The 25,072-nt window shown below is 68.6% G+C and carries 19 protein-coding genes and 10 tRNA genes; 16 read left to right on the forward strand and 13 right to left on the reverse strand.

The features are described 5' to 3' along the window. Positions 1–8 precede the first annotated feature (8 nt). Positions 9–890 carry an SDR family oxidoreductase gene (locus ACZ3HV_RS09945; protein ID WP_465682726.1) on the forward strand — a complete coding sequence of 294 codons (882 nt, stop codon included), beginning with the start codon at positions 9–11 and terminating at the stop codon, positions 888–890. Positions 891–1,404: 514 nt separating this feature from the next. On the opposite strand, the gene ACZ3HV_RS09950 is transcribed toward ACZ3HV_RS09945, so the two are convergent. The 4 genes from ACZ3HV_RS09950 to ACZ3HV_RS09965 all read right to left on the reverse strand — a co-directional run bounded on the left by ACZ3HV_RS09950 (position 1,405) and on the right by ACZ3HV_RS09965 (position 5,260). Continuing rightward, positions 1,405–1,866, reverse strand: coding sequence for a rhodanese-like domain-containing protein (locus ACZ3HV_RS09950; protein WP_465682728.1), 462 nt, complete (start codon positions 1,864–1,866; stop codon positions 1,405–1,407). A gap of 181 nt (positions 1,867–2,047) precedes the next feature. After that, positions 2,048–3,814, reverse strand: coding sequence for a selenocysteine-specific translation elongation factor (selB, locus tag ACZ3HV_RS09955; protein ID WP_465682730.1), 1,767 nt, complete (start codon positions 3,812–3,814; stop codon positions 2,048–2,050). Between the two features lies 1 nt (position 3,815). Next, on the reverse strand, positions 3,816–5,114 hold the full coding sequence (gene selA / locus ACZ3HV_RS09960) for an L-seryl-tRNA(Sec) selenium transferase (protein WP_465682732.1): 1,299 nt from the start codon (positions 5,112–5,114) through the stop codon (positions 3,816–3,818). Between the two features lie 49 nt (positions 5,115–5,163). Then, positions 5,164–5,260 (reverse strand) — tRNA-Sec (locus ACZ3HV_RS09965). Between the two features lie 129 nt (positions 5,261–5,389). On the opposite strand from ACZ3HV_RS09965, the gene selD reads away from it, so the two are divergent. The 3 genes from selD (at position 5,390) to ACZ3HV_RS09980 (ending at position 7,378) form a co-directional block, all read left to right on the forward strand. Continuing rightward, positions 5,390–6,391 (forward strand): selenide, water dikinase SelD, encoded by a 1,002-nt coding sequence (gene selD, locus ACZ3HV_RS09970; protein ID WP_465682734.1) that lies wholly within the window; start codon positions 5,390–5,392, stop codon positions 6,389–6,391. 105 nt (positions 6,392–6,496) lie between these two features. Next, positions 6,497–6,934: a hypothetical protein gene (locus tag ACZ3HV_RS09975; protein ID WP_465682736.1), complete on the forward strand. Its 438-nt coding sequence runs from the start codon at positions 6,497–6,499 to the stop codon at positions 6,932–6,934. 114 nt (positions 6,935–7,048) lie between these two features. After that, positions 7,049–7,378, forward strand: a complete 330-nt coding sequence (locus ACZ3HV_RS09980; RefSeq protein WP_465682738.1) for a hypothetical protein — start codon at positions 7,049–7,051, stop codon at positions 7,376–7,378. Between the two features lie 401 nt (positions 7,379–7,779). On the opposite strand, the gene ACZ3HV_RS09985 is transcribed toward ACZ3HV_RS09980, so the two are convergent. Further along, positions 7,780–7,855 (reverse strand) — tRNA-Thr (locus ACZ3HV_RS09985). Positions 7,856–8,408: 553 nt separating this feature from the next. Between ACZ3HV_RS09985 and ACZ3HV_RS09990 the strand changes: the two genes are divergently transcribed. From ACZ3HV_RS09990 to ACZ3HV_RS10045, 12 genes are all read left to right on the forward strand, one after another. After that, a tRNA-Trp gene (locus ACZ3HV_RS09990) sits at positions 8,409–8,477 on the forward strand. Between the two features lie 176 nt (positions 8,478–8,653). Then, positions 8,654–8,729, forward strand: a tRNA-Pro gene (locus ACZ3HV_RS09995). Between the two features lie 91 nt (positions 8,730–8,820). Then, positions 8,821–8,894 (forward strand) — tRNA-Arg (locus ACZ3HV_RS10000). Between the two features lie 2 nt (positions 8,895–8,896). After that, a tRNA-His gene (locus tag ACZ3HV_RS10005) sits at positions 8,897–8,970 on the forward strand. A gap of 125 nt (positions 8,971–9,095) precedes the next feature. Continuing rightward, a complete protein-coding gene (locus ACZ3HV_RS10010; protein ID WP_465682740.1) occupies positions 9,096–9,542 on the forward strand; it encodes an HNH endonuclease in 447 nt (148 codons plus the stop codon). A gap of 33 nt (positions 9,543–9,575) precedes the next feature. Then, positions 9,576–9,648, forward strand: a tRNA-Gln gene (locus tag ACZ3HV_RS10015). 44 nt (positions 9,649–9,692) lie between these two features. Continuing rightward, positions 9,693–10,889: an RtcB family protein gene (locus ACZ3HV_RS10020; protein ID WP_465682742.1), complete on the forward strand. Its 1,197-nt coding sequence runs from the start codon at positions 9,693–9,695 to the stop codon at positions 10,887–10,889. Between the two features lie 224 nt (positions 10,890–11,113). Beyond that, a tRNA-Ser gene (locus tag ACZ3HV_RS10025) sits at positions 11,114–11,202 on the forward strand. A gap of 33 nt (positions 11,203–11,235) precedes the next feature. After that, positions 11,236–11,308 (forward strand) — tRNA-Glu (locus ACZ3HV_RS10030). Between the two features lie 99 nt (positions 11,309–11,407). After that, positions 11,408–12,250, forward strand: a complete 843-nt coding sequence (locus ACZ3HV_RS10035; RefSeq protein WP_465682744.1) for an alpha/beta fold hydrolase — start codon at positions 11,408–11,410, stop codon at positions 12,248–12,250. A gap of 5 nt (positions 12,251–12,255) precedes the next feature. Further along, on the forward strand, positions 12,256–12,687 hold the full coding sequence (locus ACZ3HV_RS10040) for a methyltransferase family protein (RefSeq protein ID WP_465682746.1): 432 nt from the start codon (positions 12,256–12,258) through the stop codon (positions 12,685–12,687). Further along, positions 12,688–12,769 (forward strand) — tRNA-Tyr (locus ACZ3HV_RS10045). It begins immediately after the preceding gene. 323 nt (positions 12,770–13,092) lie between these two features. Here ACZ3HV_RS10045 and ACZ3HV_RS10050 read toward each other — a convergent pair. The 8 genes from ACZ3HV_RS10050 to ACZ3HV_RS10085 all read right to left on the reverse strand — a co-directional run bounded on the left by ACZ3HV_RS10050 (position 13,093) and on the right by ACZ3HV_RS10085 (position 25,061). Then, positions 13,093–14,478, reverse strand: a complete 1,386-nt coding sequence (locus ACZ3HV_RS10050) for an alpha-L-fucosidase (RefSeq protein WP_465682747.1) — start codon at positions 14,476–14,478, stop codon at positions 13,093–13,095. Beyond that, positions 14,478–15,854 carry an FAD-binding oxidoreductase gene (locus ACZ3HV_RS10055; RefSeq protein ID WP_465682749.1) on the reverse strand — a complete coding sequence of 459 codons (1,377 nt, stop codon included), beginning with the start codon at positions 15,852–15,854 and terminating at the stop codon, positions 14,478–14,480. Before ACZ3HV_RS10055 ends, ACZ3HV_RS10050 begins: the two co-directional genes overlap by 1 nt. Next, positions 15,851–16,717, reverse strand: coding sequence for a U32 family peptidase (locus ACZ3HV_RS10060; RefSeq protein WP_465682751.1), 867 nt, complete (start codon positions 16,715–16,717; stop codon positions 15,851–15,853). The genes ACZ3HV_RS10055 and ACZ3HV_RS10060 overlap by 4 nt, the downstream gene beginning before the upstream one ends. Then, the gene (locus ACZ3HV_RS10065; RefSeq protein ID WP_465682753.1) at positions 16,714–17,958 is read right to left on the reverse strand and encodes a nickel pincer cofactor-dependent isomerase, group 22; all 1,245 of its coding nucleotides are present in this window, start codon (positions 17,956–17,958) and stop codon (positions 16,714–16,716) included. Before ACZ3HV_RS10065 ends, ACZ3HV_RS10060 begins: the two co-directional genes overlap by 4 nt. A gap of 146 nt (positions 17,959–18,104) precedes the next feature. Beyond that, positions 18,105–19,964: an IlvD/Edd family dehydratase gene (locus ACZ3HV_RS10070; protein WP_465682755.1), complete on the reverse strand. Its 1,860-nt coding sequence runs from the start codon at positions 19,962–19,964 to the stop codon at positions 18,105–18,107. Next, positions 19,961–21,448, reverse strand: coding sequence for an aldehyde dehydrogenase (NADP(+)) (locus ACZ3HV_RS10075; RefSeq protein ID WP_465682757.1), 1,488 nt, complete (start codon positions 21,446–21,448; stop codon positions 19,961–19,963). Before ACZ3HV_RS10075 ends, ACZ3HV_RS10070 begins: the two co-directional genes overlap by 4 nt. Then, the gene (locus ACZ3HV_RS10080; RefSeq protein WP_465682759.1) at positions 21,445–22,335 is read right to left on the reverse strand and encodes a fumarylacetoacetate hydrolase family protein; all 891 of its coding nucleotides are present in this window, start codon (positions 22,333–22,335) and stop codon (positions 21,445–21,447) included. Before ACZ3HV_RS10080 ends, ACZ3HV_RS10075 begins: the two co-directional genes overlap by 4 nt. 11 nt (positions 22,336–22,346) lie before the next feature. Then, positions 22,347–25,061: a UxaA family hydrolase gene (locus ACZ3HV_RS10085; protein ID WP_465682761.1), complete on the reverse strand. Its 2,715-nt coding sequence runs from the start codon at positions 25,059–25,061 to the stop codon at positions 22,347–22,349. Between the last annotated feature and the right edge of the window lie 11 nt (positions 25,062–25,072).

Genomic DNA, 25,072 nt, shown 5'->3' on the forward strand with positions numbered 1-25,072 from the left:
GCATCACCATGGAGCAGAGCCACGGCGGGCCGATGGCCGACAAGACGGTGCTGATCACCGGTAGTACCGCAGGTATCGGCAAAGCGACCGCACTGGGTCTGGCCACGATGGGTGCACGAGTCCTGATCATCGGACGGGATCGCGGCCGTACCGAGGACACGGCCGGCGAAATCCTTGCCATCGGCGGCGGTCCGGTGGAGTTGTTCGTCGCGGATCTGTCCTCGCAGGCGGAGGTACGGAGACTGGCCGGCGAGGTACTCCAGCGTCACGCTCGGATCGACGTACTGATCAACAACGTCGGCGGTTACTGGAACACCCGGCACGTCACCCCCGATGGACTCGAGCACACCTTCGCCCTCAACCACCTCGCTCCGTTCCTGCTGACCAATCTGCTCCTCGAGAGCCTGAAGCAAAGCGCTGCGGGTCGCGTGGTCACGGTCTCTTCCAACGCGCAGGCGATGGGACGCATCGACTTCGACGATCTCCAGGGCGAACGGTCGTACTCCGGCGCCCGCGCCTACAACCAGTCCAAACTCGCCAACGTCCTCTTCACCTACGAACTGGCCAGAAGGCTGCAGACCACCTCCGTCACCGCCAACGCCGTCCACCCCGGCCTGGTGAGCACCGCGTTCGGAGCCGGCGACCCCGGCCGCGCCCAGCGACTGTTCGTTCCTGTCTTGCGACCGTTCATGAAGTCCCCGGCCCAGGGTGCTGCGACCTCGATCCATCTCGCCTCAGCACCCGATCTTGACCAGATGACGGGTCGCTACTTCGCCAAGAACAAGCCCACGAGATCCTCCAAACGCAGCTACGACGAACTGGTCGCCGCACGACTGTGGGCGGTAAGCGCCGACCTGGTCGGGCTCACCGCTCCAGCGGCCAACGCGTAACCAGTCGACTCGCCGTACCGCGACGGGCCCTCGCCGAGATCTCCCCGCCAGGAACTGGTCCTCCTGATACCGCGCACACGTAACAGTCCCGGCTCATTGGTAAACGGGGGCGCGGAGCGGCCCCTCACCCCGGCCGGCCCCGCCGGCGGGCCAGGGGCACAGCGTCGTGTCAGGGTGTGCTGCGTGTCGGCGTCATGGAACTGGTGCGGGTCAGATGATGTGGGGACAAGTGTGGGCGGCTGGGAGGCCGCTGCTTGCGGGGACTGGCGTCAGGCTCGGCGGGGACTGCTGATTGCATCCTCGGCGACAAGTCCACGGCGGTCGCGGAAGGGGACATCCCGAAACCGCGCGGTGCAGGCTCGCATCCTGCCGGGGGCACCCTGTGATGTCTTAAGAGATCAGTGACAGCCGAACCCCGAAGATTGGTGGGTTCGGCTGTTGTCACCCGGGGTGCCGCGGGCGACTGGTAGTCGCGACAGGGTGTGTGGTGCGTGACCGCAGCGATCTCTGCGGATCAAGGCCCTCCAGGGCGACGCCTGTTTGAGGGGGATCGCCCTGTTGGGCCTTCACCTGGGCCACGAGGCCGGTCTGGCTCGATTGGGTGGTCGACCGGGAGGCCGGCGGCGAGCCAGGCGTCGAACCCGCCGATCAAGTCGGCGGTGTGTACAAGGCCGATCTGGCGAAGTGAGTGGGCCGCGAGGCTGGACGAGAAGCCGCTCTGGCACACGATGATCCACCGAACGTCCCGCTCGGCCGCTTCGGGGATGCGTGCGTCGCTGCCGGGATCCAGGCGCCATTCGAGGTGGTTGCGTTCAATGACTATGGCGCCTGGTAACTCGCCGGTGCCGCGCCGCAGAGACTCCGGCCGGATGTCGACGAGGTATGTCGCCGGCTCATGCGCCGCTGCTGCAGCTGCGACCGGGTCCAGCCGGCAGAGCTCGGCCCGAACGTGGGCCAGCGTCTCGTCGATCCCCATCTCGCCCCCCACAGGTCGGCCCTCACGCGTGGCGTTCGCCCCATAGTCGACCTACTGCCAACGATCGCTGCGGACGCCCCTTCCACGCCACTCGTCATACAGAATGTCTCGCTTCCGCCCGGCGGCGTCCAGGCGCTGCCTGGCTAGGGCCGCCCGCAGTGGCGCCGTTTGCGGCGTCGGGCTAGGTGTCCGGACGGGATTGGTCTACGACTCGGCGGTGGACGTCGTCGACGCGGCGAGTGAGGTTTGCGCGGTCCAGCAGCTGAAGTAGCGGAACGACCACCCGGCGGCTGGTGCCGAGCGCGATCCGTGCGTCGCGGACGGTGAACGGCTGCGGAAGCTCAGCGAGCCGCTGCACGGCGAGGTCGGGGGCTTCGGGGGTGAGGTAGACGCCGTCGCCGACCTGCAGGAGTGCGCCGGTGCGGACCGCGGCGGCGAGCTTCGCCGGTGTCAGGCCGAGTGACGAGAGCCTGTCGGCATCGGGTGCCGCGAACGGGGCGGTCGCCAGGTCGGCGCGGATCGTCTCCACCGCCGACGCCACTTCCGGTGGGAGGATGTGTCGGTCTGGTGCCCGCAGAACCCGTCCGGCCATGGCAGCCAGGGGTGGCGCCACCAGGGCGTCGACAAGCCGGCGGTCGGGCAGGTCTAGTCGCCGGCGCGCGGCCTCGACGGGCAGGCCCCGTTCCAGGGGATGGCTGGCCGCGTAGGAGTCGACCTCGGCGGCGAGCCGTGCTTGCAGCTCGTCGCGGTACGCGGGGTCGAGCAGCCAATCGCCGGCGACCGGGGTAACGCCGGCCGGCGTCGGGCAGCCCATCCGGCGCAGGTCTGCCACAGCGACGACGCGGCGTCGGCGCAATTCGGACACCGGGTCCGGGTGTCCGGTCATCGCGGCCAGCTCGGCACGTCGCAGAGCGCCGTCGCCGCGGCGGACGAGCTCTGGCGGTCGTACGTCGAGCACGGTAGCGCCGACGATTCGCCTGCTGCCCGGGTCGCGCAGTAGCAGTCGATCCCCGATCTGCAGCGGCAGCGGCGACACCAGAATCAGCCGGGCGAGGTCCGCGCCGAAGGGCCGCACCCGGGCCGCGACGGCAGCCGATCCGACGTGAACGAGTACCTGGGGAGGCAACTGCCCAGAGGCCCGCACATCGACCAGCCTCGTTGTGTCCCAGGCTTCGGGCGTGAGCAGAGCGCTGCCGCGCCGGATCTGGCTCACGGGCAGATGCCGCAGGTTGACCGCAACCCTGGCCACGGCTTGCACCGAGAACACGTGGGCCTTTAGCGACTCCACGCCGCGAACGCGCGAACGGTGCTCCCCGGGCGCGATCGTAAGGTTGTCGCCGGCCGAGATCGCTCCCGCGGTCAGTGTGCCAGTCACCACGGTGCCGGCGCCGCGGATGGTGAACGCCCGGTCCACCCAGAGCCGCACCGCACGCTCCCGATCGGGTGGCGGCAGGGCTGCGACCAACCGCGACAGCGCGTCCCGAAGGTCGTCCATACCCGCACCGGTCGTTGCGCTCACACAGACCGGCTCGATCCCGTTCAGCGATGTCGTCGCGAGCTCGTGCCGAGCGGTGGCCAACGCGGGTGCGGGCGAGGCGAGGTCGCAACGGCTGATGACCATTACCCCGTGGCAGACGCCGAGAGCGTCGAGCGCGGCGAGGTGCTCAGCGGATTGTTGCTTCCAGCCCTCATCGGCGGCGACGACGAACATGACGGCCGGAGCGGGTCCGATGCCGGCGAGCATGTTGCCGATGAACCGCTCATGGCCGGGTACGTCGACGAACGCGACCGTATGCCCCGATTCCAGGGTCGTCCAGGCGAAACCGAGGTCGATGGTCATGCCGCGTCGGTGCTCCTCGGCCCACCGGTCCGGATCCATTCCGCTCAGTGCGCGGACCAGCGTGGACTTGCCGTGGTCGACGTGGCCGGCGGTCGCGATGACGTGCATGTCAAGCCCGTCGGGCTGCGCGGGTGATCGCTTCGTGCAGCACGTGATCCAGCTCGGGTGGGACGCTCCGCAGGTCGAGCAGGAGCCGTCCAGCGTGCATCCGTCCGACGACGACGGGGTCGTGGGTCCGGAGTACCTCCGCGTACTCCGCCGGGACGCTCAACGCAGTACTAGCCAGCACTAGTCCTGGCGCGCCGCCGCCTCCGGTACTGGCTTGGCTCGGCACAGCTTGTACGTCGACGTCCAGCGCGGTGAGGCCGACCAGCAAGGTGCTGGCGCGTGCCTCGAGTTCGTCGGCGCTCGCGTGCAGCATGCGCGCCGTCGGGGAGGTCGGTCCGCGGAGGGTCGCTTCCAGCGCGGCGAGGGTCAGCTTGTCGACACGCATCGCTCGGGCGAGCGGATGGCGGCGCAGCCGTTCCACGGACCTGCGATCACCAAGCAGGAAGCCGCACTGCGGTCCGCCGAGCAGTTTGTCCCCGCTGGCGGTGACCAGGGTGGCACCATGCCTGAGCGTCGTCGCGGCGTCGGGCTCGGCCGGCAGCGAGGGGTCTGGGGCGAGCAGGCCGGATCCGATGTCGACCACGAGGGGTACGTTCAAAGAAGCTAGCTCTCGCACCGACACGTCGGCGGTGAACCCCGTCACCACGAAGTTCGACGGGTGCACCTTCAACACGAAACCGGTCTGCGGTCCAAGTGCCTCGGCGTAGTCGCGGAGCGTCGTACGATTCGTGGTCCCGACCTCGCGCAGGCGCGCCCCGGTCGACGTCAGTAGGTCGGGAATGCGGAACCCATCGCCGATCTCCACCAGCTCGCCCCGGCTCAGCACGATTTCCCGGCCCGCTGCGAGCGCCGTCGCCACGAGCGCCAGGGCGGCCGCGTTGTTGTTCACCACGTGCACAGCTTCTGCCGCCGGCACGGCCGCCGTGAGTGCCTTCAGAACCTGTCGGCCGCGGCGAGCGCGCCGACCGGTATCCACGTCGAACTCGACGTCGACGCATGCCGCTGCTCCGACCACCGCGTCGACGGCGGCCGCGGACAGCGGCGCCCGGCCGAGATTGGTGTGCAGCAGCACACCGGTCGCGTTCACGACCGGACGCATCCCGCTCGCGCGCGGTGGCAGCTCCGCCACGACGACGTCGGCCACCTGCTCGGGCGTGATCTCACCCCGGCGCGCCCGGTCCTGGACCTCGTTGACCAGCTGCCTGACCAACGCCCGCCCCAGGCGTTCCTGCGCGTCGGCCAGCCGCGGGTCCGCCAACAGACCGTCGACCCGCGGGATCCGGCGTCGTTCGTCGACCACTCCTCGACGGTACGGCGGCGCGCCCGTCTCGTCATCGACTCACGAAAGATGGCGGAGGCGGACGGGAATCGAACCCGCCGGACCGAGATCCTCGGTCCCGGACGGTTTTGAAGACCGCGGGGGCCACCAGACACCCTGACGCCTCCGTTCGCCAGCATAGGACTACCCGAAGCGGCAGGGCGATGGGTCGCGGCATCCGCGTGCATCTCCATATTCATCCTGGAGGTGCGGCTCTACGCTGTGGGCACTAGGTCCGCCAGCGGGAAGGGTGTGACATGACGACCGGCGCGGGCACCTACCGGCTGACTCATTACGCTCACGGTGGGGGCTGCGCCTGCAAAATCCCTCCCGGCGAATTGGAGCTGGTCGTTGCCGACCTGCTCGGCGGCCCCGTGGATGACGACCTGCTGGTAGGGCTCGAGAACGGCGACGACGCGGCCGTCGTACGGCTGAGCGCCGACCTGGCCGTCGTCGCCACCGCAGACTTCTTCACTCCGGTGGTCGACGACCCGTACGACTGGGGGCGCATAGCCGCCGCGAACGCGCTCTCGGACGTTTACGCCATGGGCGGGCGGCCGCTGGTCGGGGTGAATCTGTTGGCGTGGCCGCGGGACGTGCTGCCGTTCGAGCTTGCCAAGGAGGTTCTGCGCGGCGGGCTCGCCGTCGCCCGCGAGGCCCATTGCCACGTCGGGGGTGGCCACAGCATCGACGACCCGGAGCCGAAATACGGGATGGCGGTCACGGGCCTGGTGGATCCCGCCCGGCTGCTGCGCAACGACGCGGGAGTGGCGGGAGACCCGCTGTCGTTGAGCAAGCCACTCGGGTTGGGCGTGCTCAACAACCGGCACAAGCAGACCGGCGAGATGTTCCCGCAGGCGGTCGAGACAATGGCCGCGCTCAATGAGCTCGCCTCGCAGGCGGCACTGGCCGCCGGCGCTCGCTGCGCGACCGACATCACTGGCTTCGGACTGCTGGGCCATCTCGTCAAGCTCGCCCGGGCCAGTGGTGTGACTGCGGTCATCGATGCCGCCGCAGTGCCGTACCTGGACGGGGCCCGCAAGTCTGCGGCCGCCGGCTACATCAGCGGCGGCACCCGTCGCAACCTCGCGTGGGTCGGACCGGGCACGGACTTCGGATCACTACCCGAGGTCGAGCAACTACTGCTCGCCGACGCGCAGACGTCGGGCGGGCTGCTGGTCGCCGCAGAGCTCCCGGGCTGCCCGATCGTCGGTGAGCTGGTCGAGCGGACCGCGTACGACGTCCTGGTGCGCGGCTGAGCACCCCACCCTCCGCGGGCCGTGACATCGCGACGGCATCGACGCTGGCGCGGGTCCTGGGGCGGGCGTATGGTCAAAAACGAGCGACCGGAGGGGGTGGCTGGGATGCTGCCGAGAACCGCTAGGGGAACAACGACGCCGGACCGGACGCCGCGTCAGCTCCAGGGGCTGGGCAGACGTCACTTCATGGCCGGTGCCGCTGGACTCACCGGCACCGCCGTCGGCGGAGGCTGGTTAGTCGGCGCGCCTGCCGCAGCAGCGCATCCGGCGAAGGGTCGTCATCTTTCGACCGCTGCGGCGCGACCGATCCCAGGTGGCTTCCAGCTCACCCCGGGAGGCGAGGTCTTCCACGTGTTCCTCCCCGGGGAGGGGGAACCCAGCACGATCACCAACTTCAACGGGAACGTCGCGGCAGCGATCATCGACGGTCGGGGAACCGGCGCCAACGCGGCCCACGCCTTCGAGGTCGACGTCCGGTTCATGGACGGCACGTTCATCGGACTCGACGGCCGGCAGAGCGTCGGCACGTTCACCTTCTATTGAGTCGACGTCTTCGAGGGGTCGGTCGACCCCACCTTCGCAACCCAGACCCACGACTTCAACCCCGGGATCTCCGCCGCCGGGTTGTTCTGGACCAACCGAGCCCACCCTGACAACGTGTCGGCCGACACCACACACGGCCGCGCGACGCTGGTGGTCCAGGACGTGATCCTGCCTGACTTCCACGACACCATCGCCTCACTGCAGCACAAGCCTCCAATCGCCATCGGCACCTTGGCGATGAAGGTGAGTTGGAAGGGCGGCGGCGAACGCGGTCGCGTCGACGACGACGTGAAGGATGTCGGCGGGACATTTGTGCGGGGCCCAGCCTCGGTCTGGTTCCACGTCGAAAGCGACGACGGATTCACCTACACATCAGACCGGCACGGGCAGCAGACCGTCGTCGCCGAGGTATGGAGCGAACGTAACGGCGTCTTCCACCGTTGATGCCGTCTACACCGACTGTGCTGTCCAAGCCCGCAGCGTGGCCGCAGATCGCTGCCACTGTCCGGCATGCCACTGTGCTCGGTGACCAACTGCGCGCGGCGAGGATGCGTCACGCTCACCAGCTCAGCGTGGGAACAAACAGGCGTCGATTCGTGTCGTCTGGGGTCGAAACGGGCCGAACCGGTGGTGGCTGGTTACGCCTGGAGGGGCGCATGTCGGCGGGGTGCGGCGGTTTCCTAACCGGGTGTCAACCAGCCGAGATCAACGCGGGGCCGCTTCGGCTTCGACATCTCCTTGGCCATGCCGGGGATCACAGAACCCGTTCGCACCACGACCCGCACCACGAGGTGCCGTGAACGAGGAAACCCCAGGCGCAGAGTGGCCTCTGACCTGGGTTTGGGTGGAGCCGCCTGTCGGAATCGAACCGACGACCTTCTCATTACGAGTGAGACGCTCTGCCGACTGAGCTAAGGCGGCGGGTACCGAGGCAAGAGTGTAGCGGGAGGGTGGGGGTGATTCCGAATCGGATACCTCCCGGGGCGGGATCAGAGGGGGTGGGCGGGGTGCTGGAGGGGGGCGGTACGGCGGGGGCCCGGGCCAGCGGACGGGATTGGATGGCGGGTGCCGGCTGGTAGTTGGTTGGTGGCTGGCTGTGGGTGGGGTGGAACCTGAGGGACCCGGCGTACGTCGGATGGCCGGGAAATAGGCGTGGGAACAATTGATTCGGCAAATGCGTTGACGTGGCTGAGTGGGATGGGTCAGACTAATTCCCGCACGGACCAAACTGACAGAGGAGACATCGTGTACGGCACGCGGAACCCGAGAAAGGCATGGCGGCCTGGCCCCATGGTTTTGTCGGCATGTCTGCGATCCGTGCGTGAAGACTTCAGCTATCACCAGCTCGAGGCCGAGCTGAGCCCGAGTGCGGGCGGCCCACCTGGGTGATCTCCTCGCGGGAGAGTCTCCCAGGAGTCGTCTGAGCCGGGCTACCGGCAGCAGGCGGCTCCTTTTTCTTTGCCTTTTCGGCTACGTCGGTGCGCACTGGGTGCAGACCGGATTCCAAACCCGGCTCACGAGGGTTCAATTCCTTCCACCGATGCTTTTTCCGGTATTCACGGATATCGGCACGAACAATTGACAACTGGACATTCATCGCATTTTCTCCCGGGTCACCGACGGCCCGGGAGACCTTCCCTGCGGCGCCGCTCGTGCGCCGGGGAAGACGCCCGGGAACGGGCGACCGTCCCTGGGGCCCGCAACGCCCCGGGGACGTCACCAGCTGTCGGCCAGCGGCTAGGCCACCTCATTTGGGTTGAGGACGTCGGGGGTTCGAGTCCCTCCAGCTGGACCAGGCGCCCGCAGGATGCTTGCTACCGGCCGAGCGGGCGCCACAGACGTGCCCTGCGTCGGAACTCCGCACCACATCCGGCGCAGGGCACCGAACGCCCGTGGCTCAACCGGAGAGAGTGCCTGCCTACGAAGCAGGAGGGTGCAGGTTCGAATCCTGCCGGGCGTGCTGTGTCCGAAGCAGAAGCGGCCGATGCATCGGGATGTGGCCCCGGAGGAAGCGGGTTCGAGCCCCGTCGGACACCCTCGGTACGAGCGTCGTACGCCGGTCCCGCTGGCGAGCGCCGTACCGGACAGAACGTCGTACCGACACCGAGATCACCGACCTGGCTGCGTGCGGTCGGGCACACTGGAGGGGAGGAGGAACCACATGAGCGGTGTGATCGTGCTGAACGCCTCGTACGAGCAGCTCCATGTCGTGTCGATCCCGCACGCCATCCGCATGCTCGTCCGCGAGGTCGCCGTCGTCGAGGAAGCGCACGACGGCGCCAGCATCGGACCGTTCCCTCTTCCCCGGGTGCTCCGACTGGTCCGGTACGTGGTGACGAAGTGGCGGTACGCGTCGGGCCGGCTGCAGTACACGCGGGCCGGCGTACTGAAGCGGGACAAGTTCACCTGTGCGTACTGCGGCAAGCCCGGCGCCACCACGATGGATCACGTGGTGCCGCGATCCCGCGGTGGACGCGGTGAGTGGCTGAACGCCGTCGCCGCACACGCAGCGTGCAACGAGAAGAAGGGCTCGCGTACGCCCGAAGAGGCCGGCATGCCACTGCGATGGCAGCCGTGGATCCCTTCGCGTGCCGAGCTAGCGCTCTGACGCGACCCCATCCGGCGTCGCGGCGGAGTGCGATGCCAGGTGGGCGACGGTGACCCACCCTCGGTTCTGACCCGAGGCCCCGCAGGTTCGAGCCCTGCCCTGGCAGCTGTACGCCGTACTTCGGCGTACGTGACGAGAAGGGGTGGGGAGATGAACGTGGAGTTTCCGGTGGAGCTGAGTGGGGCGAAGGGGTCCACGCTCATGTGGGCGGCCGAGCACGAGGTGGGGGCTCAGGCGCTGCAGCAGTTGCGGAACATCTCGGCGCTGCCGTGGGTGCACGGGGTTCGCGTGATGCCCGACGTACACCTCGGCAAGGGGGCGACCGTCGGGTCGGTGATCGCAATGAAGCAGGCGGTGTCGCCGGCCGCGGTCGGGGTCGACATCGGGTGTGGGATGGAAGGCGTCGTGACCTCGCTGACGGCCGTGGACCTACCGGATGACCTGTCGGCGATCCGGTCCCGGATCGAGGCCGCCGTACCGGTCGGATTCCGGGCGCACGTGGACCCGGTCGGCGTACGTCGGCTCGGGCTCGACCCGCGGCCGTGGGATCGGCTGTGGAGCCGGTTCACCAGCCTGCACGACGGAGTGCAGGACCGGGAGCGGAAGGCCAAGCAGCAGATGGGTTCGCTCGGCGGCGGGAACCACTTCATCGAGGTCTGCCTCGACGACGAGGACCGGGTCTGGCTGATGCTGCACTCGGGCAGCCGCAACATCGGCAAGGAACTCGCCGAGCGGCACATGCGGATCGCGGGGGGACTGCCGCACAACGCGGACCTGCCGGACCGTGATCTCGCGGTGTTCCTGTCGGGTACGGCGGAGATGGACGCGTACCGGCGGGACCTCACGTGGGCGCAGGAGTACGCGTCCCGCAACCGCGCGGTCATGCTCGGGCTGGTGATGCAGGCGGTGCGGGAATCGTTTGCGCAGGAGGTGCGGTTCGAGCAGCCGATCTCGTGCCACCACAACTACGTGGCCGAGGAGCACATCGACGGGCTCGACCTGCTGGTCACGCGCAAGGGCGCGATCCGGGCCGGGCTCGGGGACCTCGGGCTGATCCCGGGGTCGATGGGCACCGGGTCGTACGTCGTCCGTGGGCTGGGCTCGGAGCGGTCCTTCTACTCGGCCTCTCACGGCGCAGGCCGGCGGATGAGCCGCAACGAGGCGAAGCGCCGGTACACCGTCGATGACCTGGTCGCACAGACCGCGGGCGTCGAGTCTCGCAAGGACGCCGGGGTGATCGACGAGGTCCCCGCGGCCTACAAGGACATCGAGTCCGTCATCGCCGCCCAGTCCGACCTGGTCGAGGTCGTCGCCCATCTCAAGCAGATCATCTGCGTCAAGGGCTGAAGGGGCCGCCCGCCGTCGTCAGGGGAGACGGCGGGCGGCGGGCGTAAGGACAGGAGGTAGTGGAGTTTGGGCTGGGTCGTCAGGCGGGGGTGAGCGGCTGCGCGGGGGACGTGGTGGCGTACCGAAGGACGGGTAGTGGTGGGTAGACGGCCGGGTTGGTGAGCGTGGTTGGGTGAGTGGATCCGCTGGGGTGAGGGGCCACTACCCGTTGTTGTGTACGTTTTGGTGAGGTCCGCCTGTGGGCAAGGGCAGCGGTTTGCTAAACCGTCGGTCGGTTGATGCCGGCTCGCGAGTTCGAATCTCGCTCTCACCGCTGGGCGGCCGGGGAAGACCGGCCGCCCTGCCAGCCCTGTTGGTCTAGTGGTCAGGACGTCCGGTTCTCAGCCGGAAGATCACCGGTTCGAATCCGGTACGGGGTACGTGGTTTTGCGCAGGTCCCGGCTGCCTGGGACTGCGAAGTTCTTCGGAAGCGAAGGGCAGCGGCCGGCGCCTAGGGTCGGTAGCGAGGTGAGCTGGCTATGGAGGAGAAGGCGCGGACTCGGCTGATGAGAGGCCTCGCCGTCGAGGAGCGGCGGCTTGAGGTCGACGGCATCGGTACGACGGTGCTCGAGGGTGGGGACGGTCCTCCACTGCTCCTGCTGCACGGGGGAGTCGAGTGCGGAGGGATCTACTGGGCGCCAGTCGTCTCCCGCCTTGCGCAGCACCACCGGCTCGTCGTCCCCGACGTACCTGGCCTTGGAGAGTCCCAGCCGGCCGGTCGGTTGGACCTGGAGACCTTCGCCGGCTGGATGACCGCGTTGCTCCGGCTGACGTGTGAGGAGCCTCCGACTCTGGTCGCGCATTCGCTGCTCGGCACTCTGGCTGCACGGTTCGCGGCAGGCCACGGAGCGCAACTGCGCCGATTGGTGATCTACGCAGCGCCTGGTGTCGGCCCGTACCGGATGCCGATCGGACTCCGCGCAGTGGCGATCAGGTTCGCGTTGCGTCCTTCCGAGGCGAACATGGAGCGGTTCGAGCGCTGGGCGTTCGCCGACCTCGACCGCGTACGACGGCACGACCCGGACTGGCTCGACGCCTTCACCACGTACACGCGGAGCCGCGCGGTCGTGCCACACGTCAAGCGGACGATGCGCCGACTGGTTGCTGCTGGCACCAAACAGGTTCGCGAGCGCATCGACGTGCCGACGACCCTGCTGTGGGGTGCCAAGGACCGATTCGTTCCACTGAGTCTTGCCCAGGATGCAAGCACCCGGCTCGGCTGGCCGTTGCAGGTGATCGACGACGCCGGACACGTCCCGCACATCGAACGGCCGGACGCATTCGCCTCCGTGCTCGAGGAAGCCACACGAACGCCGAGCTGACCGCAGTGCTGCGGAACGTCCCGATCCCCGAGGCCGAACTGGCCGGGATCGCGGCCGGGATCGCGCTGGAGCAGGTGCGACCGTGGAGGCTTCGCCCGGTACGACGATCTGTCGGATACACGATCGTCGCCGCGGGAAGCGTGATCATCGCGCGATCGTTGAAGGCAGCGGGGAGCACGGACTTGGGCCGGCCCCGAGAACTCGTGACCACCGGGCCGTACGGCGTCACACGCAATCCCATGTACGTCGGCTGGGCGTTGCTCCACCTGGGGATCGGACTGGCCGCGGGGTCCGGGTGGGTTCTGACGACGCTGCCGTTGGTCGGCGCGGTGGTGCACCGCGAGGTTCTGAGTGAGGAACGACGGCTGACCGAGCTGTTCGGGGATGAGTACCAGCAGTACTGCGCGACGGTAGGTCGCTACCTTCCCCGGCGATGAGCAGGAGCGCCACCGTGGGTGAGGTGGGGCGGGCTGTAAACCCGTCGTTCCGGCTGAGCAGGTTCGAATCCTGCCTCCTGCACGGCTCGAGGCGAAGATGCCTTGGGCAACAAAACCAAGTGACAAGAGAGGAGGACCGGCTATGGCCGACCTCAAGAACAGAAAGCGAGTGCCCGGTGGTAGGACCGGTGCTCCGGTCGAACAGGGTCACGCGATGCGGCGGGTGCTGCTGGCCTGCGGGCACGTGCAGCGCGATCGAATCGCACACCGTGGGGATCACGTGTGGTGCGAAGCCGACTGCTCCGACTGGGTCCGAGTGGTCACAGTCGAGGAGTAACACACACAAGCTGTACGCCGCCATCTTCAGCACCCGGATGGCGGCGTACTAACCCTCTGGTGACGGAATCACACCGGGCTTTCCGAAGGCTCGGGTCCTGGTTCGACTCCGGGCAGGGGGACGGTTGGGTCGTAGTGGACGGAGAGGGTGATGTCGGCGTCCGCGCGGGTCGAGAGGATCCGTGCGCGGACGGCGGTTGCGGAGACGGGCTCGGGGAGCGGTAGCAGGCGGCGGTGGCCGATGGTGGTGCCGGTGGCGATCTCCGTCCACGAGTCGTTGACGTGAGCGTCGACGGCGAAGGACTCGACTTGCTGGCCGGACTCGATGTTCTCGCGGAGGCCGATCACGTTGAAGGTCCCGGGCAACTGAACCTCGGCGTCGTAATACTCGCGCACCGCAGCACCGAACTCCCCCAGCCGCTCGACATCGGGCGCGGCGAACAACCCGCGGCGGTCGGGTGGGATGTTCAGGAGCAGTACGGCGTTGCGGCCGACCGACTTGCGATAGATGTCCAGGAGTTCCGGCAACGACTTCACCGCCGCATCCTCAGCGGCGTGGTAGAACCAGCCCGGCCGGATGGAGACGTCGACCTCCGCCGGATACCACCTGAGTTGCTCCGCCCGAAGCAGTTCAGCGGGACCAGCAACGGCCGCCGCGCTCTGAGCCGCGACCATCTCGCCGCCGGCGAACGGTACGACGCTCCACTCCGTCTCCCGAGCCAACCCGTCTTCGTTGCCCACCCACCGCACGTCCGGTCCACCGACCGCGATAGTCGCATCGGGCGCGAGCTGCCGAATCAGATCGAACCAAGCCTCATACGCGTAGCCCTGCGCACTGCTCGTCGGATTCGCACCGTCCAGCCAAACCTCCGCAACCGGCCCGTACTCCGTCAGCAACTCGTACAACTGGTTCAGATAGAACCGGTTGTAGTCATCGACGTCGTACCGGAACCGTGCACCACCATGATCCAGCGAAGGGATCTCCGAAGACACCACAGGACTGCCGTTCCCGTAGTACCCACCTGGCGCCTTCTCCTGATACAGATCAGCCGGCGACAGATAGAACCCCAAGCCCAGCCTATGCTCCCGGCAAGCCTTCGCCAGCGATGCCAGGACGTCGCCGCGATACGGGCTCGCGGCAACGGTGTGCGGCAGGTACCGACTCGGCCACAGGCAGAACCCGTCGTGATGCTTGGCCGTCAGGATCACGCTCTTGAAACCGGCGGACACCAATGTACGAACCCACTGCGAGCAATCCAGCGCGGAGGGGTCGAACACGGCCGGATCGTCGACCCCTGTCCCCCACTCCAGATCGGTGAACGTGTTCGGCCCGAAGTGCACGAACGCCGTCAGCTCCTGCCGCTGCCACGCGACCTGCCGCGGCGACGGCCGGACCGTCGAGGCCTTCCGTCGCAGATCATCCGGGCTGTCCGACGGCTCGACGTCGACCACCATCAAACGAGAACCTTCCCAGGATTGAGCAGATTGTCCGGATCGAAGGCCTGCTTGATCCGGCGGTGCAGTTCGAGCCCGACCGATCCGAGTTCGGTCTCCAGCCAGCGGGCCTTCAGCGTGCCGATGCCGTGCTCGCCGGTGATCGTTCCGCCCAGCGACAGCCCGAGCTCCATCACCGCGCCGAAAGCCTCCAGCGCCCGCACCTCGGCCGCCGGATCGTCGCGGTCGAAGACGACCGTCGGATGCATGTTCCCGTCCCCCACATGCCCAGGGCAACAAATCAGTACGTCGTACTTCGCGCCGATCTCCGCGATCCCCCGCAGCAACGCGACCAGCTTCGACCGCGGTACGGCGACGTCGTCGATCAGCGTCACCCCGAGAGGCTCGAGCGCCGAGTTCACCAGCCGGCGAGCCTCGAGCAGCATCCGCGACTCCTCTGCGTCCGACGCTTCAGCAACGTCGATGGCGCCATGCTCCGTGCAGATCGCCGCGATGCGGGCCACGTCCTCAGCGGCGCGCGGACCGCGGTCGGACTGGGCGATCAGCATCGATCCGACATCCTCGGGGAGTCCCATGTCGCGGTAGTTCTGGATGGCATGCAAGGTCGGACGATCCAGGAACTCGAGCAGGGACGGACGCAGGCCCGATGACATGATCGCAGCCGCGGCGGCGATCCCGTCCTCGATGGACAGGAAGGTGGCCGCCGCGGTCAGCGCCGCCTCCGGCGCAGGCCGCAGCGCGAGCGTCGCCTCGGTGACCACGCCCAACGTGCCTTCGGACCCGACCATCAACCGGGTCAGGTCATAGCCCGCAACGCCCTTCGCCGATCGCCGGCCGGTGCGCACGACCTCGCCCGACGCCAGCACCACCTCCAGTCCACGCACGAAATCCGACGTCACGCCGTACTTCACACAACACAGCCCACCGGCGTTGGTCGCGATGTTCCCACCCACCGTGGACATTTCCCACGACGACGGATCGGGCGGGTAGAACAGGTCCTTCTCCAGGACGGCTCTCGACAGATCCGCGTTCACCACACCGGGCTGAACGACGGCGACCTGGTCTTCGACAGAGACCTCCACGATGCGGTTCATCCGCGCGGTGGACAGCAGGATGCAGCCGTCGATGGCATTCGCCGCACCTGAGAGACCTGTGCGGGCGCCCTGGGTGACGACCGGAACGCCGAAGGATCCGGCCGCAAGCATGACCGCCTGCACGTCCGCGGTGCTCAGAGGGCGAACGAGAACCCTGGGAATGCCCGCAGTGCAGAAGGTCGCGTGGTCGTTGCGATGACTGTCCAGTACGTCGGGATCGTCGATGACCGCCGAATCACCCAACGACGAACGCAACCGCGCGACCAGCGGATCTGAGGTCATCCCTCATCCTGTTCGGCCAGCAGTCGGAGGATCAACTCCGCCCGGCGTACCCGCTCCCGCCCGAGTGCTTCCGCCGTACCGGACAGATGCGCACCCACCGGGTAGATGTTCGGCGCGTTCCGCAGCCCCATCTTCAGGTACACCGGCGCCGCGACCCGAACGATCTCCGGTACGTCGTAGAACCGCACATGCCCGCCCTGGTCATCGGGCACCTCGATGTACATGTCGATCGGCACGGTCGTCACCGACCGGATCTCCGCCAGCACATGCACCGGCAGGTCCGTCGACACGTTCAGACTCGTCGCCCCCAGCCGCTCGTACAACCGGGCGGTCGGTGCGTTCGGCAACGGCATCAGCACCGACGTCTTCAGCACGAGATCCGAAGGCAACTCTCCTTCGATCTTCAGCTGCCCCAGCAACTCCAATACGCCGATGTCCCCGACCAGCAAGCTCCGTACGCCGAGCTCCACCGCACGGTACGCATCACACAGGGACGCGGCAACCATCTCGTTGCCCCGCGCAACCCCACCGACCGCGGCCGACACCTTGGCCTGTCCACCGATGTCCCACGCGCCACGCGGTCCGAGGAACAGGCAGACCTCGACCCCGGACGCAGCACCGAGCGAGAGCATCTCCTCGATCTCGCCGTCGGTCAGCATCATCACGCCGCTGCCCTGCGAGACGCGGTCGATGGTGACACCGCGGGTCTTCGCCTCCTCCAGCACCGCGGTCATCACCCGCGGCCCTTCACAGGAAGGGATCTCCACCTTGTACGGCGAGCCGTCCGGGAACGTCCGCGTGGACGTCTCGCCCGGGCGGAAGCCACGATCGGCCAGCAGTGCGTGTGCCTCGCGAAGGTTCATCTGTCACTCCAGGGTCCGAGCCGCCCGGCCGACGTCAGGTCCCGCGCCGTACCGGTGATCTCCAGGTCGAATCGGTCACTTGCCTCGGTCAGCAGGGCCGGCGTCACCATCAACTCGTTCGGGGAAAGCGTGTCCTTGATCCGGGCCAGCCGGAGCTCGGACCAGTGTCGCCGGCCGCACATCGTCACGGCGGCGAGGACGGCGGCCTCGTCGTCTTCCATCACCATCGGCAACCGGGACCGGCGCGCTCCGCCGGCACCGGAGGTCAGGGCGTTCACATAGCTCACCCGCAGGTCGATCTGCTCCAGCAGGCGGGCCGGCATCACGTCCGCCATGCCCAAGCCGGACGCGTTCCCGTGCGAGGCCGGGGACAGCGAGTGCACGCTGATCGCGGCGATCGACGGCGTCTCGAACTCGGGGATCCCGTGCACCCAGCACCGGCCGATCACGTTCGTGTCCATCCCGGCCCCGGACTTGTCCTTGCCCATCTCGTCCACGACCAGTACGTCGAGCTCGTCGAACGGCAGCCGCCCGAGCATGCTGGAAGCCCTTTGCAGCAAGGCGCTCTCAGCCGCCTCCGCGATCCCCTCGGCTTCGAGCAGCTCGACCGAGGCCGTCTGCTCTCTCGAGTTCTCGAGGATCGCCAGGCCACCGAGGATCTTGCCCTGCGCAACGACCATCCGGGCAGCGGCTTCGATGTTGGCGCCGAGCGACGGGATGCCGCCGGCGTGCAGTGAGGCGGCGCCGACGTGGTTGCCGAGACCAATCGCGAGGACCTTGGCGATGCCGCTCTCGATCGGGCCATGGAAGTCGGTGTGCGGTTTGACCCGGTTGACCAGCAGTACGCCGTCCGCCTTGGCGGCGATCGCGTCGTGATGGATCTCGGTGCCGTCGGGCAGGGTGCCGACGACGACCGTCTCCATCGTCGCCTCGATCGGACAGCCGACGGACTCTGGGGTGATGCCGAGGCCGGCGAGCATCTCCCGCTGGCCGTCGGCGGTCGCGCCGCCGTGCGAGCCCATGGCCGGGATCACGAACGGCGCGGCGCCCACCGATGTCAGCCAGTCCACCGCAGCGCGAACCACTGGCACGAGGTCGTGGATGCCGCGGCTGCCCGCGGTCACCGCGATCCGCGCGCCGGGGAGGATCCGGCCGCGCAGGGGTTCCAAAGCAGTCAACGCATCGGCGTACGGGTCGGCCGAGACCGGCAGATCCGAGAGGATCCGCCGGATCGGCGTCACCTGCGGGATCACACCGGACGGCCGCAATCCGCGGACCGCCTCGAAGGGTCCCCAAGAACGCCTCGCTTCGCTCGGCGGTAGCGAGGAGGCCGGCGGTTGTGAAGAGGAGGCCGGCGGTTGTGAGGAGGGCGGCTGTGACTGCGACATCAGTGGCTCTGTCGGGCGACGGCCGAGCCGGTGCGGCCGATCAGGAAGTCCAGGTCGCAGCCCTGGTTCGCCTGCGTCACGTGGTCGACGTACAGCCGCGCCCAGCCTCGGTCGGTCGGTGGCGCCGGCGGCTGCCAATCGGCCCGCCGCTTCTCCAGTTCCTCGTCGGACACGTCCAGATGCAACCGCCGGGCGGACACGTCGAGCTCGATCCAGTCACCGGTCCGCACGAGCGCCAACGGCCCACCCACAGCCGCTTCCGGCGTGACATGCAGTACGACGGTGCCGTACGCCGTACCGCTCATCCGCGCGTCCGAGATCCGCACCATGTCGTCGACGCCGATCTCGGCGAGCTTGCGCGGGATCGTCATGTTGCCGACCTCGGGCATGCCGGGGTAGCCGCGCGGACCCGAGTTCTGCAGGACGAGCACCGTGTCCTCGTCGACGTCGAGGTCCGGGTCGTCGACCGCCTTGTCGTACTCCTCGATGCTGCTGAACACCAGCGCCTTGCCGCGGTGCTGCATGAACCGCTCCGACGCAGCCGACTGCTTGATGACCGCGCCGTCGGGGGCCAGGTTGCCCTTCAGTACGGCGGTTCCCGCACCGCTGCCGAGTGGGTCGCCGACAGGACGGATCACCGCGGTCGCAGGCTGACCCTCCTGACCGCTCCAGTCGGTCCGCTCGGCCCGGGCGACGTTCTCACCCATGGTCTTGCCTGTCACCGTGATGGCGTCGGCCTTGAGCAGCGGCAGGATCTCCCGCATCACCGCGGGCAGGCCGCCGGCGTAGTAGAAGTCCTCCATCAGGTACTTGCCCGACGGCTGCAGGTCCACCAGCCACGGGACGCCCCGAGCCCACTCGTCCATGTCGTCCAGCGTCAGGTCGACACCGACCCGGCCGGCGATCGCGAGCAGGTGGATGACGGCGTTGGTCGAGCCGCCGATCGCCGCGTTCGCCCGGACCGCGTTCGCGAATGCGTCGCGGGTCAGGATGTCGCTCGGCTTCAGGTCCTCCTCGACCATCTTCACGATGCGCTGTCCGGCCTGCTGCGCGATCGAGTAGCGCCGCGAGTCGACGGCCGGGATCGCCGCCGACCCGGTCAGCTGGAGTCCGAGCGCCTCGGCCATGCAGGCCATCGTGGACGCCGTACCCATGGTCATGCAGTGGCCGTTGCTGCGGGACATGCCCGACTCGGCCGCCGCGTAGTCCTCCTCGGACATCCGGCCGGCGTTGCGGTCCTGCGTGAACCGCCAGACCGCCGTACCCGAGCCGATGTCGCAGCCGCGGAATTTACCGTTCAACATGGGACCGCCGGTCACGACCAAGGTCGGCAGGTCCACGCTCGCGGCGCCCATGATCGAGCCGGGCGTGGTCTTGTCGCAGCCGGTCAGCAGGATCGCGCCGTCGATCGGGTTGCCGCGCAGCGACTCCTCGACGTCCATGCTGAGCAGGTTGCGGAACAGCATCGCGGTCGGCCGGAGCATCGTCTCGCCGAGCGACATCACCGGGAACTCGAGCGGGAAACCGCCGGCCTGCCAGACGCCGCGCTTGACCGAGTCGGCGAGCCGGCGCAGGTGCGCGTTGCACGGGGTGAGTTCGGACCAGGTGTTGCAGATGCCGATCACCGGGCGGCCGTCGAAGACCTCCTCGGAGAAGCCCTGCGCCCGCATCCAGGACCGGTGGATGAACCCGTTGCGGTCCTTCTCACCGAACCAGTGGTCGAAACTCCGCCGCCCGATCGGCGCGTCCGGACGCCCCGGCTCACCGGTAGTCCCGGTCTTCTCAGGGGTCGGTTCACCCGGAACATCAACCGGGATCTCACCGTCGCGCGGGTCGTTGGTCGGGGGCAGATCAGTCATCGAGACACCTCACCTGTGGTCACGGTCCCGTTCACCCGGCGGCTGATGCCGGCCGGGTTCGAGTCCTTCAGTACGACGGGCAGCACCGCATCGGGAGCGTCCTGGTATGCCACGGGCCGCTGGAAGCGGCGGGCCGCGGTCACTCCGACGCTGGTGTGGATCGAGCCGACTGTCGACGGGAACGGACCGCCGTGGTGCTGTGCCCACGACACCGCGACTCCGGTCGGCCAGCCGTTCCAGAGCACGCGACCGGCCCTTGCCGTCAGCAACGGCAGGAGCTCCGACGCCAGCTCCACATCAGAGTCCTCGGCGTGCAGCGTCGCGGTGAGGTTGCCCTCGAACGCCTCGACTGCCGCACGCAGCTCATCCAGCGAGGAGTACTCGACCACGATCGAGACCGGTCCGAAGCACTCCTCGAGAATCTCGTCACGGCGGGCGAGCAACTCGGAGACCGTTGTCTGCAGCAACGTTGCGGCACCGGACGCCCAGACCCGGACGCCGTCGACCTTCTGCAGCCGGTCGAGGCCGGAGCCGAAGCCGTCCTTGATCCGGTCGTTCAGCATCGGCGCTTGTGCCACTCCATCGACTGCTGAAGCGAGCTGCTCCTGGAGGCCGTGGCCGGCCGGCAGGAAGAGCAGGCCCGGCTTGGTGCAGAACTGACCAACGCCGAGGGTGAAGGAACCGACATACCCGGTTGCGATGTCCTTGCCGCGGGCATCGATCGCGGCCTGGGTGACGAAGACCGGGTTCAGGCTGCCGAGCTCGCCGTAGAACGGGATCGGCTCGGGCCGCGTGACCGCGATCTCGTGCAGCGCCTTGCCGGCCGGGACCGAACCGGTGAAGCCGGCCGCGGTGATCCGCGGGTCCTTCAGCGCGGTGACGCCGACGTCGAAGCCCTGGATCAGGCCGAACGAGCCGTCCGGAGCACCAGCTGTCCGCAGTGCCTCGATCATCACCTCGGCCGTACGCGCGGACAGCTCGGGATGGCCCGGGTGCGCCTTGACGATCACCGGGCAACCGGCGGCCAGCGCGGACGCGGTGTCGCCACCACAGACGCTGAACGCGAACGGGAAGTTGCTGGCGGCAAACACCAGCACCGGGCCGAGCGGCACGAGGACGCGCCGCAGATCCGGCCGCGGCACCGGCTTGGCCTGTGCGTCGGCGGTGTCGATGATGACCTCGAGCAGCGAGCCCTCGTCGAGCACGTCCGCGAACATCCGCAGCTGACCGGTGCTCCGTGCGACCTCGCCGGTCAGCCGCGCCTCGGGCAGCGACGACTCACGCATCGCGATCGGCACCAATTCGCCGGCCGCCGCGTCCAGCGCATCGGCGGCCGCGCGGATCCACCCGGCCCGGGTCGCGGGCTCGGAGCTACCGAAGGCGGGCGCCGCCGCGGCAGCCGCGACGAGCGCCTGCTCGAGCTCCGCGGGAGTGGTGTCGGAGACGGTGCGTGGCGTCGAGCCGGCGCCGGTGTCCGGGGTCATCTCTTTCCCTCCAAGTTCTCGGTTGCCAGGAACGCGAAGGGTTCCCGGCCGGTGGCCACCGTATTCGTCAGGGTGCCGACCCCTGCGATCGTGATCGTGATGACGTCGCCCTCGGCCAGCGCGAAGTCCAAGTCCGGGACGATCCCGGTACCGGTCGCCAGGATCACGCCGTCCGGGAAGTCGTTCGGCAGGAACAGCACGTCGATCAGGTCCTGGAGCTCGCGGACCAGCTTCGCGGTCGACGTCGTGTCCGCGAACACCTCGTCGCCCGCGCGCTCGATGACCACGCCGATCTCGAGGTCCTTCGGGTTCTCGACCTCCCAGACCGGCCGGATCCCGGTCGCCAGTGCGCAACCGCCCGCGAACAGCTTGGCCTGCGGCACGTACAGCGGGTTCACGCCCTCGATCGAGCGCGAGCTCATGTCGTTGCAGACCGTGAAGCCGACGATCTCGCCGTGACTGTTGGCCACGACCGCGAGCTCCGGCTCGGGTACGTCGTGACCCGAGTCGACCCGGATCCCCACCGGCTCGCCATCGGTGACGACCCGCCAGGCCGGCGCCTTCTGGAACAGTTCGGGCCGGTCCGCGGTGTAGACCTTGTCGTACACGGACTGCTCGGTGCTCTCCTCCATCCGAGCGCCACGGGAACGCTCGTACGTGACGCCCGAGCACCAGACCTCACCGCGCCCATCGAGGGGCGGGAGGAACTTGAGACCGTCGACCGGAACCGCCTCACCCGTCTTGCCCACTGCGGTCTGCAGCTCCGCCAACGGGAGTCGGAGCAATTCCGCGACGCTGCTGACGCCCTCGAGCGGCGCGACGGTGTCGTCGGTACGTACGCCGACCACCGGTCGGCCATCAGGCGACTGGTAACGGACCAAGTGCATGGAAAGACCTTTCACATCGAGGTGCCGAGGAGACCACGGGTGATCTGGAAGCCGATGTTGCCGGACGCAACCGCCTTGGGGACGAGCTGCCGGCTCGCGACCGCCGCGATCGTGTCCAGCCCGATCCGCGCCTGGTCGGCCGCGCTCCCGGTGGCGACCGCATCGAGGTCGTCGCCGTACGTCGCGACCGTCGCCGCGTCGTTGCTGAACTCGACGACCGGGACGAACCGTTGCGCGGACAGGGTTCCACCGGCGACATGCGCGAGTACCTGCTGGACCCCGGAGGCACCGAAGCCGGTCGCGGTCTCCATCCAATCGGTACCAGGCATCCGCATCACGTGCCAGCCCGGCTGGGCGAGTCGCTGGCCGTGCGCGATCGTCGGGCCGACCTCGTCCGCCGAACCGAAGGCGGCCGAGCGGAAGCCCGGATCCGCGAGCAGTGCACCGCGCGACGACAGTACGACGGAACCGCCGGCGCCCACGATCTCCCGGCCGATCAGGGCCAGCGCCTCGGCGGTCGTATCGGTCAACGCGCCGCGCGCTTCCAGGCCGACCGTGAGGGCGCCGAGGTCTCCACTCTGCTCGATCGGCTCGTCCAGGTCGAAGCTGTTGAACCAGTCCTTGACCTTGGCACCGACAGCGTCGAGTCCACCGTCCGCCTGGATGCTGGCCCAGCCGAAGCGGGACGGATCCGCGCCGGCCTCGACCAGACGCGAGCGGAAGTAGTCGTTGTGCGTCTTCTCGCAGCCGTGCTCCAGCAGGAGCGCCATCCGAGTGTTCGGGTGCAGGAGGTAGCCGAGCATGATGCGGGCGAAGGTCTCCTCGGACGCGCCGCCACTGCTGCCGCAGCCCTCGGTGTGCGGGAGCGCGACCATCCGCGTGACCGCGTCGCCGGCCCATTTCTCCAGCTCCGCCTGAGCTGCTAGCCGCAAGGCGATCTGTCCCGAGCACAGGCTGGTCGGCAGGATCAGGCCGACGGCCTCGGGGACGAGCCGGTCGTCGACCTGCAGCAGGCGTGCGGACGTCCGGCCGTCAGCGCCGAGACCCGCAAGCGGGAGGCCGTCGAGTGGCGCGTCGCGGTCGTCGGCCGGGAGGTCGGTCAGCTTGCGGCTCGTGCGGCCGTCGGTGGTGATCGAGATGCCCTCGCGCGGCCCGTTCTGCTTCCAGTTCCGCCAGATCGACACCTGGCTGTGGCCCGCCCGCTCCCCCGCGCTCGGTTCGCCGGACGCGACCCGGACGGTCAGGTCGAAGGTCTCCGCGGTCAGGTCGGCCATCGGCGTACCGGTGAGGTACTTGCCCGCGTCCACGTCCATCTCCGCGTGCAGCCGCTCGTACCGGGCACTGGTGGTGACGAACTTGAGGGTTGGGACGAACGGGAAGTTCGTGATCGAGCCGTTCCCGGTGGTGAAGAAGATCAGGTTGCAGCCGCTGCCGATCTGGCCGGCTACCGACTCGAGGTCGTTGCCGGGGCTGTCCATGAAGATGTAGCCGTTGCCGGGCAGCGGCTCGCCGTAGTCGATCACGTGGTCCAACCGGACCTCGCGGGGCAGCTTGCGGGCGGCGCCGATCGACTTCAGGACGATGTTGTAGAGACCGCGATACACGTTGCCGCCGGACGGGTTGCCCTCCGCGGTGTGGCCGTGCCAGCCGACGCGCTCCTTGAACGAGCGGATCGTGGTGAGGAACCGCCGCGCGGTCGCCAGGTCGCGGACGTTCTTCAGCACGTAGGGTTCCGCGCCGATCAGCTCGTCGGTCTCCGCGAGTACGGCGGTGCCGCCGTGTTTGATCACCTCCGCGCCGACCAGACCGGAGAGCGGGTTGGCCGAGATCCCGGAGAACGCGTCAGATCCGCCGCACTGCAAGGCGATCTTCAGATCCGCGAGCGGGACCTCAGCGCGCGTCTGATTGTCGACAATCGGCAGCCACGGCTCGACCAGCGCACCGGCCGCGGTGAGGTCATGCTCGAAGCCGGCCTGGCGGGTGAAGAACGCGTGCGGCACGTTGATCGACGGGTAGTCGTGCTCGGCCATGAAGTCCTTGATGGCCTGGCCGGAGACCACGTCGTCGCCGGTGTCCACGATCAGGACTGCGCCGACGTTCGGGTTCAGCGTGAAACCGGCCAGCGTGGCGAGCAGGAAGTGCAGGTTGTTCGGGACCTCGTCCTCGCCGCCCTCGGTGTGCGCCACCGGTACGACGCCGTCGCCGGCGGCCGCGCCGTCGAAGCGGCGGGCGAGCTCGGTGACGAAGCCACTGTTACGGGAACTGGTCGCCAGCAGGACCACGTGGTTGCGGGTGCCCGCGGCGCCCTGCTCGCGGGGGTAGCCGAGGAAGGTACCGGGTTGCTCGACGCTGGTCACCTGCCGGCCGAGGTTGAGTGCGGACTCGTCGAGCTCGTACGGGTCGAGGGGCTCGTTGGTCGCCGAAGGCTGGGCCGGAAGACCCTCCACTCCGCGGGCGGTGACGGCCGCGAGGCTGGTCGGCGTACACACGTAGTCGCCGGGGACCAGGTCACGGGAAGCCCGGGCGAACGGGGTGTTCCAGGAGGTGATCGCCTCGCCCCGGGCGACCGGGCGGACGATGAAGCGATGTCCTTCGAGGATCGTGTGCGGCAGCGTGATCACGGTGCCGTCGAGGTCGATCGGCGTACCGGCGTCGAGCCGGCGGGAACAGATCGCCGCGTTGTCCCCGGGTTCCGGCAGGACGCCGACCTCGTCGAACCTCAGCATGTGTCGCCTCT

This window comes from Kribbella sp. NPDC020701, from assembly GCF_055562215.1.